The organism is Roseovarius sp. 217 (genome assembly GCF_000152845.1).
Taxonomy (GTDB): Bacteria; Pseudomonadota; Alphaproteobacteria; order Rhodobacterales; family Rhodobacteraceae; genus Roseovarius.
Map to the genome: position 1 here is coordinate 2771892 of NZ_CH902584.1, position 16333 is coordinate 2788224.

Consider the following 16333-nt stretch of genomic DNA (forward strand, 5'->3'; position numbering starts at 1 on the left):
CGGGCGTAACCACGCTCTAATCCCCCACAACGGCTTCCTGGCGTGGCGGTGACATTCAATGGAGCATCTTCATGGCAAGACATAACTATCTTTTCACCTCCGAATCCGTTTCGGAGGGGCATCCGGATAAGGTTTGTGACCGGATTTCCGACGCGATCCTCGATGCGTTTCTGACCGAGGAGGCCAATGCGCGGGTTGCCTGCGAGACCTTTGCCACCACCAATTGCGTTGTTGTGGGCGGAGAGGTCGGTCTGACGGACAAATCCCGGCTGGCGGATTTCATGGGGCGGATCGACGGAATCGTGCGCGACTGCGTGCGTGATATCGGCTATGAACAAGACGCGTTCCATTGGAACACCTTGAAATTGCACAATATGTTGCATGCGCAATCTGCGCATATCGCGCAGGGCGTGGATCGTGACGGGGCCGGGGATCAGGGTATCATGTTCGGCTATGCCGTTGATGAAACACCGGAATTCATGCCAGCCCCGATCCTTTACTCGCATGCGATCCTCAAGCGGTTGGCCGAAGTGCGCAAATCCGGGGCGGAGCCGACGCTGGGGCCGGATGCCAAATCGCAATTGACCCTGCGCTATGAGGGTGGTCGTCCGGTGGCGGTGACGCAGCTTGTGCTGTCGACGCAGCATGCGGATGAAAGCCAGACCAGCGACGATATTCGTGCAATTGTAGAGCCTTACATCCGCGAGGTGCTGCCTGCGGGCTGGTTGAGCGATGAGACCGAATGGCATGTGAACCCGACGGGCACCTTTGTGATTGGTGGACCGGATGGCGATGCGGGCCTGACAGGGCGCAAGATCATCGTGGATACCTATGGCGGGGCGGCCCCGCATGGCGGCGGCGCGTTTTCCGGCAAAGATCCGACAAAGGTAGACAGATCAGCGGCTTATGCGGCGCGCTATCTGGCGAAGAACGTCGTGGCGGCGGGTTTGGCGCAGAAATGCACCCTGCAACTGAGCTATGCGATTGGTGTGGCCAAGCCGTTGTCGATCTATGTTGATACCCACGGCACCGGGCAAGTGCATGAAACTGCTATAGAAAATGCAGTGGCGCAATGTATGGACCTGACCCCGCGCGGCATCCGCGAGCATCTGGAATTGACCCGGCCAATCTATGCCCGCACCGCAGCCTATGGCCATTTCGGGCGCGCACCGGAGGCTGATGGCGGCTTTAGCTGGGAGCGGACCAACTTGGTTGGCGCCCTGAAAAAAGCTGTGTGATCAAAGGGCTGGCGCATGATCCTCATGTGCCAGTTTAACAGAGAATGAGCCAACACAGACATCCGACAGGCGCGCCGTGGCGCAATTTCTATGGCCGGTTCAAGGGTAAGACCCTGCGGCCGAGCCAAGAGACCTATCTGGATGAAGATCTCGCGAAATTGTCACCGGGGGCCGTCGATTGGGACGTGAACCCAGAGCGGCAAGAGATTGGTTTAAAACGACTTTTCGGAGATCGAGAGGTCTGGCTAGAGATCGGGTTTGGCGGCGGTGAGCATATGGTGCATCAGGCCGTTCAGAATCCGCAGGCCGGGATCATCGGGTGCGAGCCGTTCATCAACGGTGTGGCGATGCTCTTGGGTAAGATCCGGGTGGCGGAGACACAAAATGTTGCGGTTTATCCGGGGGATGTCCGCAATATGTTCGATGTTTTGCCCGCGGAGTCGGTGTCTCGGGCGTTTCTCTTGTATCCTGACCCATGGCCCAAAAAGCGCCATCACCGCAGGCGGTTCGTCACGCAGGAGCATTTAGCGCCACTCTGCAAGGTATTGAAAAAAGGCGCTATTTTTAGAGTTGCGACGGATATTCCGGATTATGTGCGGCAAACTCTGGAAGAGGTGCCGCGCGCGGGGTTCGAGTGGCTGGCAGAACGGCCCGCCGATTGGCGCGAACCATGGAATGATTGGATTTCAACACGTTACGAGCAAAAGGCACTGCGCGAGGGCCGCGTGCCGCATTACCTGACCTTTCGCAAGCTCTGAGGCGGGTGAAACCCGGACCTGTACGATTGTGCGGTGAAACCGTACGACCGCACGATGCCTTGCTCCCTAGGACGGTTCTCTGCCGAAATGCGCCCAGAACTCGTCGCGCGGGTTGGAGCGGGGATAGGACGTGTCCGGCACCGGCACGTCGAGGAAATCGCAGAGCGGTTCCCAGCCATCGGCGACATGAAAGATCAACAGCCGGTCGGCGGGGATCAGATCGCGGACCGCCTGGTTGTTCGCCCGGTAGGCGGCAATCGCGCAATCGCGGTCGGTGTGATCCTCGAAGGTCTCCTTGAGAAACCATCCTGACATGAGCTGGAATGTGTCGCGGATATGCGGCGGCAGGTCCATGCTGTGCTGGTGGGTAAAAAACTTGCTGATGGTGCTGTTGAAGCTGAACCACCAGTCACGCTCGGGCCGTTCCGTATGGATCACCTTGGCGTCGGGAAAGGCCTTGGTTGTTTGTTGCCAAACGGCGGCACCGGGCCAATCGACCTGTGAGGTGTAGCCCGCGAACACGGACTCCCAATCCACGGGTCTGTGGGCGGCGATGGCGCTCCAATGGGCGAGTTGTGCGGGGTTCTGCATGACCTCGAGCATGTGGTGACAGGGGCCAAAGCCCAACTGTTCGAGGGCAAGTTTGGTTGACATGGTTCCAGTGCGCCCGAAACCCGATCCGATGATTTTCAGGGTCATGATTACACCTCTCCTGACTGACCGGCCCAGAGGTGTGGCTGCGATTGTTTAAAATAAACACCTATGAGGCGCGACGAAATCCCCCTCAGGATACCTCAAGACAGGCGGCTGGCCTAGTGATTCTGCCGGTCGAGACCGCTGACCGCTTGTCGGCGGTGTGGTGTCGGGCTGCGTTCTGCGACCCGACTGTGATCCTAAGGGGTGACCAGCCTGTCCCCCAACCGCCCCAGCATGTCGAGGCACTGCTGGAGTTGGTCGAGCGCCAGATATTCGTCGGGTTTGTGCGCCTGATCAATCGAGCCGGGGCCGCAGACCACGGCGGACATGCCATAGCTCTGGAACAGCCCTGCTTCGGTGCCGAAGGGCACGAGGTCGGCACCATTGGCGCCGGTGAGTTCCATCATGATGTCGCGTGCCTCGTTCACCTCGGTGGGTTCCAGCCCGTCAACCTCGCCGATGATTTGGGTGGTCACCGTGGCCTCGGGGCAAATCTCGCGCATGCGGGGGAGGAGCATTTCCTCGCAGTAGCGGCGCAGGTCTTCTTTGACAAAGAGAGCGTCGGCGGCCTGAACGGGGCGCATTTCCCATTCGATAATGGCGTTGGACGCAATGACGTTATGGGCCACACCGCCCTTGAGCGAGCCGGTGTTGATCGTGGTCCAGGGCGGATCAAAGCGGCTGTCCTTGGGCGCGCGGGCGCGCAGGGCCTCTTTGAGTTCCAAAAGGCGATTGACGTAGCGCACGGCGTATTCGACCGCATTGACGCCCCGCTCCGGGGCGGAGCCGTGGCCAGCAAGTCCGCAGAACTGGGTGGTGTATTCGTAGCAGCCCTTGTGACCCTCGATCACGCGCATCGAGGTGGGCTCGCCGATGATGGCGACGCCGGGGCGGATACCGCGCGCGCGCAGGCTGTCCACCAGCGCCTGTGCGCCGAAACAGCCCACTTCCTCGTCATAGGTGAAGGCGAAGTGAATGGGACGGTCGCGCACCCGTTCGGCGAAATAGGGGGCCATGGTGACGGCGGCGGCGATGAAGCCTTTCATGTCGCAGGTGCCGCGCCCGTAGAGATGTCCGTCATGTTCGGTCAGCTCAAAGGGGTCAGAGGCCCAGTCCTGTTCGGCGACGGGCACCACATCGGAATGGCCAGAGAGCACGATGCCGCCATCGACCTCGGGGCCGATGGTGGCGAAGAGATTGGCCTTGTGGCCGATGTCGTCGTGAAAGATGTCCACCCGCGCCCCGGCGGATTCCAAGCGGTGTCCGAGATAGGCGATCATGTCGAGATTGCTGAGTTCGGAGATCGTGGGAAAGGCGATCAAGTCGCGCAGGAGGCCCACGGTATCGGAAAGTTGGGTCGTCACGGGTTATGATCCTGTGATGGGGCGGGGTTTGAAACTGTGTGACTGTGTTGGTGTGAGACCGGCCCGTCAACCCCCTGTCCGGCTGAAAGACGTCTTGAACATGCGTTTAACGTGTGCGGCGTGTTGCGGAAACGACCGCGCCGTGTGGTGCTGCGTGGCGAAATTGACTCGATTGGTCTATATCTATTGAAAATAGGCTTATTTTGAGGGTCACGCCCTAAAAACATCTAGCGATAGTGGGGGAAAAAAGATAATCGTGAAGCAATAAAACAAATCGACACACCAAAGTGTCGAGTCCTGAGGTTAGAGTGGTGGTGTTATGAAAGCGATTGATTTTATCGCCCGGACAGGTGTGGGTGAAGCGCAGCGTGGATCTCTTTCGGATCAAGGTGGCGTTACGGTCATCCCGGCGGGTCACGGACAAGAGATTTCCTTAAATCTGAGGCAGATGGATATTCAGGGGTTTTCCCGTGACGGGTCGAACCTTGTGATCACTCTGGCGGATGGCCGGGTTGTGCTGCTGGAGGGGTATTATTCCGCAGCGGGCGCGCCCGCGAGCCGGCTCTTTATCAGTGCCGATGGCTATCTCAATGAGGTGACGCTGAGCGAGGGTGGCGATGGGCTGGTCTATGCGCAATACGGGCCGACCGAGCAATGGGCCAAGTGGAGCCCGGATGAGGAGCTGATCTTTCTCGGGGGTAACGAGATTATCGCACCGGCAGAGGAGGATGAGGTGTCGATGCTGGGGGCTGCGCTCTTGGGGGGCGGTGGTCTCTTGGGGATGGGCGGCGTCGGGGCTGCGGGGCTTGCTGCGGCGGCTGTGGTCGGCGGTGGCGGTGAAGGCGGCGGCGGCGGTGCACGCCCGCGCATCGAGCCTAAAGTCAATGAAGATGGCACGATCAGCATTGGTGGGGACGCAAGCGATCCTTCGATCACGATTACCGGCGATGCCGAGCCGGGGTCCGAGGTTGAGGTGACGATTGGCGACCAGACGGTCACCACCGAGGCGGATGGGGATGGCAAGTGGGAGGTCGTCTTTGAGGACGAGACCTTCCCCGAGGATGGCGAGCATGATGTGGTCGTCGTGGTGACGGAGCCCGATGGCACCGAGACCACGCTGGAGGGGCCGGTTGTCGTGATTGACACCACGCCGCCTGACGTTGTGATCGAAGACGGTGTGGTCTCGACCGACGATATCGTCAATGCCGAGGATTACGCGGACGGGATCGAGATCACCGGACACGGTGAGCCGGGCGCGGAGATTGCCGTTGTGATCGAGGTGTGACCGAGACCACGGTGATCGGTGAGGATGGTCAGTGGCAGGTGGTGTTCGACCCCGCCGATATTCCCGGCGGCGAGCGCGAGGTGGCGGTGGTGATCACCGCGACGGATGGGTTTGGCAATTCCACCGTGGTCACGGATGTGGTGGCGATTGATACGGTGCCGCATCCGATTGCGATCAATTCCGGAGCGGTTGGCGGCGATGGTGTCGTCAATCTGGTGGAAGAGGCGGCAGGCGTGGCGATCACCGGCACGTCGACGGCTGGGGCCACGGTGACGGTCACGGTCGAGGGCGTGTCCCGCGACGTGGTCGTTGGCGCGGATGGCACCTGGACAGCCGAATTTGATCCGGGCACGCTGCCGGCTGGGCAATATGAAACAGAGGTAACGGCGACCACGGTCGATGCAGCGGGCAATGCCAGCAGCACCAGTGGAACATTCCGCGTCGATACCGAGGTGCGCGATTTCGGCATGACCGGCACGCCGGGTGGCGCGGATGGTGTGATCAACGCCGCTGAGCAGGGTGATGGGTTCACCATGAGCGGCACGGTGGAGCCGGGCTCGACGGTGAAGCTGACGTTTGGCGATGCAGTGGTGGATGCGGTTGTGGCGGCGGACGGGCGCTGGACCGCCAACTTTACCGGCGCGCAGATTGCGGGCGGCACCTATACCGGCGATGTTGTGGCGGTGGCCACGGATGCGGCGGGCAACGTCAGCGAATTGCGCCAAGCGGTGAGCGTGGATACCGAGGCCAATGATCTGAGCCTTGATGCTGCGTCGGTTGGCGGCGATGGCACGGTCAATCTGGTGGAAACGGGCGGGCAGGTGGCCATCACCGGCACTGCCACGGCGGGGGCCACGGTGACGGTTACATTCGCCGGGGTGACGCAGGATGTGGTCGCCAATGCTTCGGGCGTTTGGGTGGCCAATGTCGCGGGCAGCGCGCTGGCGGCGGGGCAGTATGATGCGCCGGTGACGGCGGTGTCGGTCGATGCGGCGGGCAACCGCGCCGATGTGAGCGGCACGGTGCGGGTTGATACCGAGGTGCGTGATTTCGGGATGAGCGGCACGCCGGGTGGTGCGGACGGTGTGATCAACGCGGCTGAGCAGGGTGACGGGTTTGCCATGAGCGGCACGGTGGAGCCGGGGTCGTCGGTGAAGCTCACGTTTGGCGATGCAGTGGTGGATGCGGTTGTGGCGGCGGATGGGCGCTGGACCGCGACATTTACCGGCGCGCAGATTGCGGGCGGCACCTATACCGGCGATGTTGTGGCGGTGGCCACGGATGCGGCGGGCAACGTCAGCGAGTTGCGCCAAGCGGTGAGCGTGGATACCGAGGCCGGTCTCTTGACGCTGAACGCCGGGGCGATTGCCGGTGATGGGATGATCAACGGGGCCGAGGCGGATGCCGGGGTGCTGGTTACGGGCACGGCCGATGCCGGGGCCACGGTGAGTGTCAGCCTCGACGGGGTTGAGCATACGGTGCAGGCGGATGGCGCGGGCCAGTGGCAGAGCCGCTATGAAAGCGCCGAGATCACGCGCGGCACCCATGTGCCCGAGGTGAGCGCGCGCACGGTGGATGCGGCGGGCAATCCGACCGAGGTGGATGCGACGGTGCGGGTGGACACGCAGGTGGACAACCTCAGCCTCGGCGATCTCAACCTTGCGATTGGGGCCGACGGGCGCGATGTCATCAACAATGACATTGCCACGGGCGGGTTCAACGTCACCGGCACGATCGAGCCGGGCAGCCGGGTGTTTGTCACCATCGACGGGGTGCAGCACGAGGCGCAGGTGGCGGGCAATGGCACCTGGGTGGCCAATTTCGGCCCCAACGAGATTGCATCCGGTGAGCGGGACGCGGCCTTGCGGGTTGATGTGACCGATGCCGCAGGCAATAGCGCCTTTCTGACCGACACGGTGCGGGTCGATACGCTGGTCAATGCGCTGAGCCAAGATGGGCCGGTGACGCCCGACAATATCGTCAACATCTCTGAGGCGGCGGGAGGCGTGACCCTGACCGGGCAGGTCGAAGCGGGATCGAGCGCGGATGTGCGGATCTTTGGCAAGACCTATCAGGCGGCGGTGGATGCCAATGGCAACTGGTCGGTGACCCTGCCCAACGTGGATATCCCGCGGCAGGACGGGCAGGCCGCGATGGTGGTGTCTGCGACCGATTGGGCGGGCAATACCCGTGAGATCACCAGCAGTCTGACGCTGGACATGGTGGCGCCCGAGACGCCGGGGATCGTGGGCTATTTCCGGCAGGGCGACGGCTATCGCAATGCGACGGTGGAAACCAGCACCGATGATGTGAGCATTCATCAGGTCGATACGAGCGGCAATGTCCGCGAATTGGCGCTGGGTGAGCAGGTCAACCAGTTTACCGGCGAGACGGATTACTTCTTTCTCGACGGGGCGGGGCGGCTGTCACCGGTGTCGGATGGCTCGCAACTGGTGGTGACAAGCACCGACGCGGGGGGCAATACCGCCAGCACCTATGTGGTGCTGGATGAGACCAGCACCTCGGTCGTCAATATCGCCAATCCCAACCTCAGCGTCTTTGACATCGAGACGATTGATCTGCGGTTCGGGGATCAGGCGCAGTTGAGCCTGAGCGAAGCGCAGGTTCTGGCGCTTTCGGGCAATGGCGATACGGTTCTGGTGCAGGGGGGCGCGGATGATCGCGTCACGCTGACCGGGGCCGAGGCTGCGGGCAGTACGGTGATCGACGGTCAGAGCTTTGACATCTACACGCTGGGCAATGATGCCACGGTGGTGGTGGATGACGATATCCAGATCGTCACCTGATGCCGGATAGAGGCGCGCGTCCATGCTGGCGCGCGTTTCCAACGACAAGGCCGAAACGGTCGGAGGACTATGTATGGGGACTGTAACGAGGGGGCTGTTGCTGGCGGGTGCCTGTCTGGTGCTGGCGGGATGTCTGCGCGATGGCGGCAGCGACGATGCCGAGGTATCGCGGGCGGCGGCGGGTCCGGATATGCGGCCCGATCAAGAGGCACGGGCCAAAGAGGCCGCGCAATCGGAAATCATCAGCGCGTTGCAGGCGCGGCGGTCGGTTCTGGTGCCGGGCAGCAGTTTTGATCAGGTGGCGGGGTCGGTTCTGGCCGCCTATAGCCGCAGCGCCGAGGCGGATTTGCTGAGCGCGCGGCTGCGGGCCGAGGCCGCGTCAAAGAACTGGTTGCCACGCATCGGCCCGAATATCAGCCTGACCAGTCTGAGCGATATTGTCACCCAGTTGATTGTCGAGCAGGTGCTCTATGACAATGGCCGCAAGAAAGCCGAGCGCGCCTTTGCCAAGGCCGATGTCGAGGTGGCCGCCGTGACGCTGGCCGAGGATGTGAACGGGCGCGTGTTCGAGGCGCTGATGCTCTATCTGGCGGCGTCACAGGCGCGCGAACGGCTGGCGCTGGAGCGGCGCACGCTGGAGGATATAAGCCAGTTCGAGTGGATCATGTCGGAGCGGGTCAAGGGCGGGGTGTCGGATATGTCTGACCTCAATATCCTGCGCTCGCGTCTGGCGGAAATCCGCGAGGTGATGGCGGGGCAGATTGAGGCCGAGGCCACCGCCTTGGCGGAGTTGAATGCCATGGCGGAGCGGCCCCTTGGGGCGGTCACGGGCCTGTCCGAGGTGTCGGTTGATGCGGGCACTGTGCGGGCGCTCGATGTCTTGCGCGCTGTGGCCGAGGCCGAGCGTGACACCGCCGAGGCTGTGATGGCGCGCGCCGGGCTCTTGCCGGGATTGACGGCGGGGGGCACGGTTGGCTCTGGCGATACGAGTTTCGGCCTCAACCTGCGGTCCGAGCAATTGCTGGGCCTGGGGACCGGGGCGCAGTTGCGGGCGGCGGAGGCGGAGAAAGAGGCGGCGAGTCGTCGTCGCGCGCAGGCCGATGAAGACAGCAACCGTGTGGTGCAGCGGCTGGAGGGGCGGTTGAGTGCCCTTTCTCGGCAGGTGGGTGAGGCCAGTGTGTTGCGGGATACGGCGCAGGCGAACCTTGATCTCTTTCAGGCGCAATATGATGCCGGACAGCGCGATGTGATGGATGTCGTGGGCGTCTATGAGACCCTTGCCGAGCGGCAGGCGCGGGCGCTGGCGTTGAAATATGAGCTGGCATCGGTGCGGCTTGAGCTTGCGCGGCATATGGGTGTGCTGGCGGAGGGGAGCCGGATTTGACCAAGGCCCCCGTTGCCCTGTCGATCACCACTGGCGCGTGCGGGGCCGAGGCCAAGGGGCCGCCGCCCCCGCGGTTTGGCGAGCGGGCCGTGGCGCGGGCGAAACTGGGCGTAGCCTATGGCGCGCTCTTGGGGGTTGAGGCAGTCGAGCGCGATATTCTAGAGGCGATGATCGCGAGCAAGGCGGGCGGTGGGCCAGCCGATCAGCCACAGCCGCGCGCGCTGGCCGATGGGCTGGAGGCGGCGGGGCTGATGGCGCGGGTCGAGCCGGTGGCGCATCCGCATCCCGATCACTGGCCCGCGCTGGCGCAGATGACGAGCGGGCAATTCGTGCTGGTGCTGTCACAGGCGGGCAGTGTCCTGACGATCCATGACACGACCTGCGCCGATCAGCGCGCCGAGGTGCCGCTGGCGGAGTTCGAGCCGTTCTTTACCGGCCTTGTGGTGCGGGCCGAGGCCCCGGTGCAAAGCCTGAGCCGCGCGCATGACGCGCCCGAGGCCGCACCGCATTGGTTCTGGGGCCAGTTTGGCGGGTTCCGGCGGCATATCGCGGAGGTGGCGCTTGGGTCTTTCGTGGCCAATATTCTGGCCGTCGCGGTCGCGCTCTTTGCTTTGCAGGTTTATGACCGGGTGATCCCGCATCAATCGGAGGCGACGCTCTGGGTCTTGGCGGCGGGGGCTGGTCTTGCGCTGGTGATGGAAGCTGCGCTGAAAATCGCGCGGGCGCAGCTGATGGACGGGGCCGGGCGGCAGATCGAACTCAATGTGCAGCGGTTGTTGATGGACCGTATTCTGGGGATGCGGTCCGAGATTGCCGGCAAGGGACCGTCGCAGATCTTCTCGGCGATGCGCGAGTTTGGATCTGTGCGGGAGTTTTTCACCGCGTCCACGATTGGCACGCTCACCGATTTGCCGTTCATCGTGGTGTTTCTGGCGCTGGTGGCGTCGATTGCGGGCAATGTGGTTTGGGTGTTGATCCTCGGTGGGGTGATCATGGTGATCCCCGGCTTTCTGCTGCAACGCCGGATGATGCGGCTGACGCAAGAGATGCAGGGCGCGGGCGCGCGGGGGGCGCGGCTGTTGCATGAGGCGATATTCGAGCTGGATACGCTCAAGACGCAGCGGGCCGAGGACCGGTTTCGTCGGATTTGGGGCGAGTTGACGGCCTTGCAGGCGATCAAGTCGAGCGAGCAGCGGCGGTTGGGATCGGTGCTGACGTTCTGGGCGCAGGCGGTGCAGCAGGCGACCTATATCGCGGCGGTGATCCTTGGCTCCTATCTGGTGTTCGCGGGCGAATTCACCGTGGGGTCGATCATCGCCGTGGGGATCTTGACCAGCCGCACGCTGGGGCCGCTGACGCAACTCAGTGGAACGCTGGCGCGGTGGGGCAATGTGAAATCGGCGCTGGCGGGGCTGGATGCGATTGCGCTGGCGGGGCAGGACGCCGCCGAGGGGCGCAGCTATTTGCGGCGGACGTCCCTGAGCGGGGCCTATGAGCTGCGCGAGGTGCAATTTGCCTATGACGCGGGCGGTGCGCCGGTGCTGGATATTCCGGGGTTGATCATTCAGCCGGGGCAAGTGGTGGCGGTGCTGGGCACCAACGGGTCGGGAAAATCGACCTTTCTCAAGCTCCTGTCGGGGCTTTATGCCCCGAGCCGCGGGCGGTTGATGCTGGATGGCACCGATATGGGGCAGATCGCGCCGCGCGACCTGCGGCGGATGATCGGGTATCTGGGGCAGGATGTGCGGCTCTTCACGGGCAGTCTGCGCGAGAACCTGAACCTGACCTTGCTGGAGCGTGATGACGCGCGGCTGATGCAGGCGTTGGAATTTGCCGGGCTGGGGCCGTTTGTGCGCGGTCATCCCAAGGGGCTGGACCTGGAGATCCTCGACGGGGGGCAAGGGCTGAGCCAAGGACAGCGGCAGTCGATCGGCTGGGCGCGGCTGTGGTTGCAGGACCCGGCGGTGTGTCTGCTGGATGAGCCGACGGCGGCGCTGGATCAGACGCTGGAGCGCACGCTGGTCAGCCGGTTGGACATCTGGCTCAAGGGGCGCACGGCGGTGATTGCGACGCACCGGATGCCGATCCTGAGCCTGACGAGCCGGACGCTCATCCTGCAAGCGGGTCGAATGGCGGTGGACGGGCCGCGCGATCAGGTGCTGGCGCATCTGGCGCAGGCGGCGGGCACCGGGCCGGGAGGGGCATGAGATGAGCGATGTGGGCGCACGCAGCACCGCGAGCATATTGGCAGAGTTGAACGGCCGGCTGCGGGGTCCGAGCCTGATGGTGTGGCTCTGTGCGGCGAGTGTCTGGATCTTTATCCTCTGGGCGGCGTTTGCCTGGATCGACGAGATCGTGCGCGCGCCGGGCGCGTTCATTTCCACCTCGCGGCCGCAGATCATCCAGAACCTCGAGGGCGGGATTCTGGCGGAATTGCTGGTGCAGGAGGGCGATGTTGTGGCGCGTGGTGATGTTCTGGCGCGGCTGCATGATACGCGGTTCAATTCCGAAGTGGCGGATTTGCAGGATCAGATCGCGGGTCTTGAGGTGCGGCAATTGCGGTTGGAGGCGGAATTGGCCGGGCAGTTCGATTTCGCCGTGCCTGAGGCGGTTGTGACACGGGCGGGAGAAATGGTGGCCTCGGAACGGGCGCTGCTGAAGGCGCGGCAAGAGGATTTCGTCAAGAGCAGCGAGGGGGCCAAACGGGTGATGCAGCAATCCGCCGAGGAAAAGCGACTGTTGGAGGGGCTATTGGCGAAGAAGATCGTGGCCTTGATTGAGGTCACGCGCGCGCGCAAGGCGCATGCGGATGCCGAAAAGCGCTATGATGAAATCGTGACGCAAGCCGAGCTTGAGCGGGCAGAGGCCTATTCCGAAACGCTCAAGGAATTGGCGACGCTGCGCCAGACCCTGCGTGCCAGTCAGGATCAGCTCAACCGGACGGTGTTGCTGAGCCCGTTGCGCGGCGTGGTGAACAATCTGAGTGTGACGACGATTGGCGGCGTCGTGCGCCCCGGTGAGGAAATTCTGGAGATCATCCCGCTGGATGAGGAGATGTTCGTCGAGGCGCGGGTCGAGCCGCGCAATATCGCCAATATCCGGCGCGGGCAGGAGGCGACGATCAAGCTGACGGCCTATGATTACACGATCTACGGCACCTTGAAGGGGCGGGTGGATTTTATTTCCGCCGATACGTTCAAGGACGAGCGGGCGCGTGATCCCGATGGCGACCCGCATTACAAGGTGACGTTGCGCGTCGATATGGGGGCGCTGACGCCCCGGCAGGCGGGGATCGAGATCAGGCCCGGTATGCAGGCGGAGGTGGAATTGCACACAGGCGAAAAGACGGTGCTGCAATATCTGCTGAAACCGCTCTACAAGAGCCAGCAAGCGCTGCGCGAGCCGTAAGAGGCAAGGCGCGGCGGGCATGAAAATGGCGGCGATGGCCGGGACCACGCCGCCTTTTGTGATGTCCTGCTTGGATCAGCCCTCGGCGGGTTTCGGTGCGGCGGCCGCTGCGGCGGGGATTGCGGGCTTGGGGGCAGATTTGTTGCCGGTCAGAGGATCGTCCTGACGCTGCACCGAGCCTTCGAAATGCGCGCCGCTCTCGATTGCGATGGTCTTGTGGATGATGTCACCTTCGACGCGGGCGGTCGAGGTCAGGCGCACCTTGAGGCCACGCACGCGGCCGACGATGCGGCCGTTGATCACCACGTCATCGGCGATCACTTCGCCCTTGATGGTGGCGCCTTCGCCGACGGTCAGCAGATGCGCGCGGATGTCGCCCTCGATCGAGCCTTCGACCTGAATGTCGCCGGTGGTCTTGAGATTGCCGGTCACGTGCAGGTCCGAGGACAGCACCGAGGCGGGCGGCTTGGCCTTGGGGGCCGATGCCTTGAATTCACTGTTCAGCGCGTCGGGGCGCGCCGAATCGAGCCGGTTCTCGGAGGCAGCCGGTTTGGCCTCTGCAGGCTTTTGCGCGGGTTCGTTGATTTTGCTCTTAGAAAACATTGTTTGCAGCCTTGATGTATATCATGGGGTTGACGGACTGGTCGCCGACGCGGACCTCGTAGTGTAGATGTGTGCCCGTAGAACGTCCAGAGTTGCCCATATCACCAATCCTGTCGCCGCGCGAGACCCTTTGCCCGACGTTGACGCGGATTTGCGAGAGGTGGGCATAGCGGGTTTCGATGCCGAAGGCGTGCTTGATCTTGATCAGGCGGCCATAGCCCGAGAGCCAGCCCGCATGGGTGACGACGCCATCGGCAGTGGAATAGATCGGCGTGCCCTGAGGGGCGGCGAAATCGGTGCCCTGATGCATCCGGCCCCAGCGCATGCCATAGCCGGATGTGAAGCGAAAGGCGCTCTTGACGGGCATGGCGAAGGGAGCCTTTTGCGCCGCGATGCGGTAGAGGTTGAGTTCGTCCATGCGGTTGAGGATGCGGTTGGCGCGCTCGGCATCGACCGAGGGTTCTTCGCCGCGGGTGGAGAAGGACAGGGGCATCAGCGGGCCGCCCTGACCGGAATAGCCCCGGCGCACCGCATCGAGCAGCGTGTCGGTGTTGAGACCTGCCGCGCTAAACATCTTGTCGAGGGGTTCGACAGAGATCGCCATCGCATCCTCAAGCTGGCTGAAGATCTGGTCGTTCTGATCCTTGAGCAGGCGCAGTTGCGTTGTCATTTCATCGGCGTGCAAGAGCGCGTCCTGCGCATTGGCAATCGTCGTGTCGCGCTCTTCGGCTGCGTCCGAGAGGGCGGCGGTCAGGAAATCGACCGTTGCGTCCGTGCCCGTTTCGGTGCCTGTGCCGGCGCCGGTTGCGCCGTCGGTCTCCAAGGAGAGGGCCAGTTGCTCGGCCTCCTGGCGGGCTGTTTCTCGCTCGGACATGGTGCGGCGCAGGGTGGTTTGGATCACCTCGATCCCGGTTTCCAATTCGCGGCGGCGGGTCTCAGAGGCCAGCAATTCGGATTGCATCAGCGAAATCTGTTCCAGCGCGAAGCTGAAGCGTTCCTGTGCGGCAATCGCCTCTTCGGCGCGTTTGTCGCGTTCGGTGGAGAGCGCATTGAGCCGGTTTTCATAGGTGCGCTGGTCGCGCTTGGCCTGTTCTCGGAAGTTGCCGGACCCGATGCTGTCCATCAGCAGAATGGATGTGGCGATGATCGACCATGCGACGATGGACGCAGCCCCGGCAAAGGCGAAAAGTTGGGTAGAGGGGCGCAGGCGGATGAAACGTGTGTCGGTATCGGACCGCAAAAAAACCCGACGCTCGGGGAAATACCGTTCCAGAATGGAATGAACTTTTATCGCAAGTCTTGTTCTCACGCGTCTTCTGCCCTTGTTGCCTCGGTCATCCTCCGGCGCTTGGCTGCGATTATCCCAGCCGCCGTGTTGAGTGTGCTTAGCCAGTGGTCGGGCTTTGGGCAAGATTTTTGACCAATCGGGTTCCATAGCTTGGCTGTTTCCCGCTTGATTGGCGGAAAATCGCCGATTGGCGGAAGAATATTTCAATCTCGGGTGGAGTGCCCGTCGCTCAGCGGCCAGTAGAAATCCGGTGGCAAACCAGCTTCGGCGCGTTTCTCTTCGTTGAACGGGGGTTTCAATGAGCCGTGGAAGTAGCGGCGCACGAGGTCGTGGAAGGCGATCTTGGGGTCGAGATCGTGGCGACCGCAGAGAAAATGAAACCATTTGGACCCATAGGCAACATGATGCACCTCTTCGGCATAGATCACCTGCATGGCCTCGACCGCGCCGGTCTCGCCGGCGCGCTGGAAGATCTCGATCATGCCGGGGGTCACGTCGAGGCCGCGCGCCTCGAGCACCATGGGCACGACTGCGAGGCGGCCCATGAAATCCTGCGCCGTATCCTCGGCGGCGCGCCACATGCCTGCGTGGGCAGGCAGGGCGCCGTAATGGCTGTTCAATGCTTCAAGACAGTCGCATATCAGGTTGAAATGTTTGGATTCCTCGTCGGCCGCCTTGACCCAGTCATCATAGAATCCGATGGGCATTGGGGTGTCGGCAAAGCGCGCGATGATGTCCCAATGCAGGTCCACGGCGTTGAGTTCGATATGGGCCACGGCATGCAGGAGGGCGATGCGCCCCTTGTCCGAGCCGGGACGGCGGCGCGGCACGTCGCGCGGGTCGAGCAGTTCGGGGTGTTCGGGGCGGGCCGGGCGCATCGGTGGCGTGGCACGGCCCAAGGGAATGTCGTGCCCCGCCGCGCGCGCAGCAAACCACGTCGCGGCATGGGCGCGCGAGAGTGCTGTCTTGGCGCGGCCGTCGTGGGTCGAGAGCACCTCGACGGCCATTTCTGTCAGGGTGGGGTCGCTCACAGCGCCTTGACCGCGTCCAGCACCTCTTCGGCATGGCCGGGCACTTTGACCTTGCGCCAGACGCGGGCGATGCGGCCCTCACCGTCGATGAGGAAGGTCGAGCGCTCGATGCCAAAGAATTTCTTGCCATACATGCTTTTTTCCGCCCAGACCCCATATGCTTCACAGGTCTCGGCCTCCTCATCTGACAAAAGCGGGACCGAAAGCGCGTGTTTGTCCCGGAATTTCTCGTGACTGGCGAGGCTGTCCTTGGAAATGCCGAGCACGGTGGCCCCGGCGGCGTCGAATTGATCCTTGAGGGCGGAGAAGGCCACCGCCTCTTTGGTGCAACCGGAGGTGTCATCACGGGGGTAGAAAAACAGCACAACAGCGCCGGGGCGCAGGCCCGAGAGCGTTACAGTTTCACCCCCATCGCGCGGCAGCGTGAAATCGGGAGCGGTATCGGACATATCTGGCATGGGGTTTCCTCTG

General features: G+C 63.0%; 13 protein-coding genes and 1 riboswitch. Of the genes, 7 read left to right on the forward strand and 6 right to left on the reverse strand.

Annotated features, from left to right (window positions below):
• Positions 1 to 18 precede the first annotated feature (18 nt).
• Positions 19 to 66: riboswitch (SAM-SAH riboswitch) on the forward strand.
• 5 nt (positions 67 to 71) lie between these two features.
• Positions 72 to 1238 carry a methionine adenosyltransferase gene (metK, locus tag ROS217_RS13200; RefSeq protein WP_009818265.1) on the forward strand — a complete coding sequence of 389 codons (1167 nt, stop codon included), beginning with the start codon at positions 72 to 74 and terminating at the stop codon, positions 1236 to 1238.
• A 44-nt stretch (positions 1239 to 1282) separates the two neighbouring features.
• On the forward strand, positions 1283 to 1996 hold the full coding sequence (gene trmB, locus ROS217_RS13205) for a tRNA (guanine(46)-N(7))-methyltransferase TrmB (RefSeq protein WP_009818266.1): 714 nt from the start codon (positions 1283 to 1285) through the stop codon (positions 1994 to 1996).
• A 66-nt stretch (positions 1997 to 2062) separates the two neighbouring features.
• On the opposite strand, the gene ROS217_RS13210 is transcribed toward trmB, so the two are convergent.
• Positions 2063 to 2695, reverse strand: coding sequence for a sulfotransferase family protein (locus tag ROS217_RS13210; RefSeq protein WP_009818267.1), 633 nt, complete (start codon positions 2693 to 2695; stop codon positions 2063 to 2065).
• Positions 2696 to 2889: 194 nt separating this feature from the next.
• On the reverse strand, positions 2890 to 4056 hold the full coding sequence (argE, locus tag ROS217_RS13215; RefSeq protein ID WP_009818268.1) for an acetylornithine deacetylase: 1167 nt from the start codon (positions 4054 to 4056) through the stop codon (positions 2890 to 2892).
• A gap of 319 nt (positions 4057 to 4375) precedes the next feature.
• On the opposite strand from argE, the gene ROS217_RS23205 reads away from it, so the two are divergent.
• The 5 genes from ROS217_RS23205 to ROS217_RS13235 are packed head-to-tail and all read left to right on the forward strand — an operon-like array spanning position 4376 to position 12940.
• Positions 4376 to 5341: a BapA/Bap/LapF family prefix-like domain-containing protein gene (locus ROS217_RS23205; RefSeq protein ID WP_157046600.1), complete on the forward strand. Its 966-nt coding sequence runs from the start codon at positions 4376 to 4378 to the stop codon at positions 5339 to 5341.
• Entirely contained in the window at positions 5338 to 8148 is a 2811-nt protein-coding gene (locus tag ROS217_RS13220; protein ID WP_009818270.1) for a beta strand repeat-containing protein, read from the forward strand. The genes ROS217_RS23205 and ROS217_RS13220 overlap by 4 nt, the downstream gene beginning before the upstream one ends.
• 22 nt (positions 8149 to 8170) lie before the next feature.
• A complete protein-coding gene (locus ROS217_RS13225) occupies positions 8171 to 9532 on the forward strand; it encodes a TolC family protein (protein WP_009818271.1) in 1362 nt (453 codons plus the stop codon).
• Positions 9529 to 11739: an ATP-binding cassette domain-containing protein gene (locus ROS217_RS13230; protein ID WP_009818272.1), complete on the forward strand. Its 2211-nt coding sequence runs from the start codon at positions 9529 to 9531 to the stop codon at positions 11737 to 11739. Before ROS217_RS13225 ends, ROS217_RS13230 begins: the two co-directional genes overlap by 4 nt.
• Before the next feature lies 1 nt (position 11740).
• Complete coding sequence (locus ROS217_RS13235) at positions 11741 to 12940, forward strand: HlyD family type I secretion periplasmic adaptor subunit (RefSeq protein WP_009818273.1); 1200 nt, start codon at positions 11741 to 11743, stop codon at positions 12938 to 12940.
• 75 nt (positions 12941 to 13015) lie between these two features.
• On the opposite strand, the gene ROS217_RS13240 is transcribed toward ROS217_RS13235, so the two are convergent.
• The 4 genes from ROS217_RS13240 to ROS217_RS13255 all read right to left on the reverse strand — a co-directional run bounded on the left by ROS217_RS13240 (position 13016) and on the right by ROS217_RS13255 (position 16320).
• Positions 13016 to 13543, reverse strand: coding sequence for a bactofilin family protein (locus ROS217_RS13240; RefSeq protein ID WP_009818274.1), 528 nt, complete (start codon positions 13541 to 13543; stop codon positions 13016 to 13018).
• Positions 13533 to 14852 (reverse strand): M23 family metallopeptidase, encoded by a 1320-nt coding sequence (locus ROS217_RS13245; protein ID WP_198134891.1) that lies wholly within the window; start codon positions 14850 to 14852, stop codon positions 13533 to 13535. The genes ROS217_RS13240 and ROS217_RS13245 overlap by 11 nt, the downstream gene beginning before the upstream one ends.
• 182 nt (positions 14853 to 15034) lie before the next feature.
• Positions 15035 to 15838 carry a ferritin-like domain-containing protein gene (locus ROS217_RS13250; protein ID WP_040651470.1) on the reverse strand — a complete coding sequence of 268 codons (804 nt, stop codon included), beginning with the start codon at positions 15836 to 15838 and terminating at the stop codon, positions 15035 to 15037.
• Between the two features lie 20 nt (positions 15839 to 15858).
• Positions 15859 to 16320, reverse strand: a complete 462-nt coding sequence (locus ROS217_RS13255; RefSeq protein WP_040651472.1) for a peroxiredoxin — start codon at positions 16318 to 16320, stop codon at positions 15859 to 15861.
• Between the last annotated feature and the right edge of the window lie 13 nt (positions 16321 to 16333).

Coding starts and splice junctions, on each gene's coding strand:
- metK (WP_009818265.1), top strand. CDS start 72: ATGGCAAGACATAACTATCTTTTCACCTCCGAATCCGTTTCGGAGGGG.
- trmB (WP_009818266.1), top strand. CDS start 1,283: ATGAGCCAACACAGACATCCGACAGGCGCGCCGTGGCGCAATTTCTAT.
- ROS217_RS13210 (WP_009818267.1), bottom strand. CDS start 2,695: ATGACCCTGAAAATCATCGGATCGGGTTTCGGGCGCACTGGAACCATG.
- ROS217_RS23205 (WP_157046600.1), top strand. CDS start 4,376: ATGAAAGCGATTGATTTTATCGCCCGGACAGGTGTGGGTGAAGCGCAG.
- ROS217_RS13225 (WP_009818271.1), top strand. CDS start 8,171: ATGCTGGCGCGCGTTTCCAACGACAAGGCCGAAACGGTCGGAGGACTA.
- ROS217_RS13235 (WP_009818273.1), top strand. CDS start 11,741: ATGAGCGATGTGGGCGCACGCAGCACCGCGAGCATATTGGCAGAGTTG.
- ROS217_RS13240 (WP_009818274.1), bottom strand. CDS start 13,543: ATGTTTTCTAAGAGCAAAATCAACGAACCCGCGCAAAAGCCTGCAGAG.
- ROS217_RS13250 (WP_040651470.1), bottom strand. CDS start 15,838: ATGGCCGTCGAGGTGCTCTCGACCCACGACGGCCGCGCCAAGACAGCA.
- ROS217_RS13255 (WP_040651472.1), bottom strand. CDS start 16,320: ATGCCAGATATGTCCGATACCGCTCCCGATTTCACGCTGCCGCGCGAT.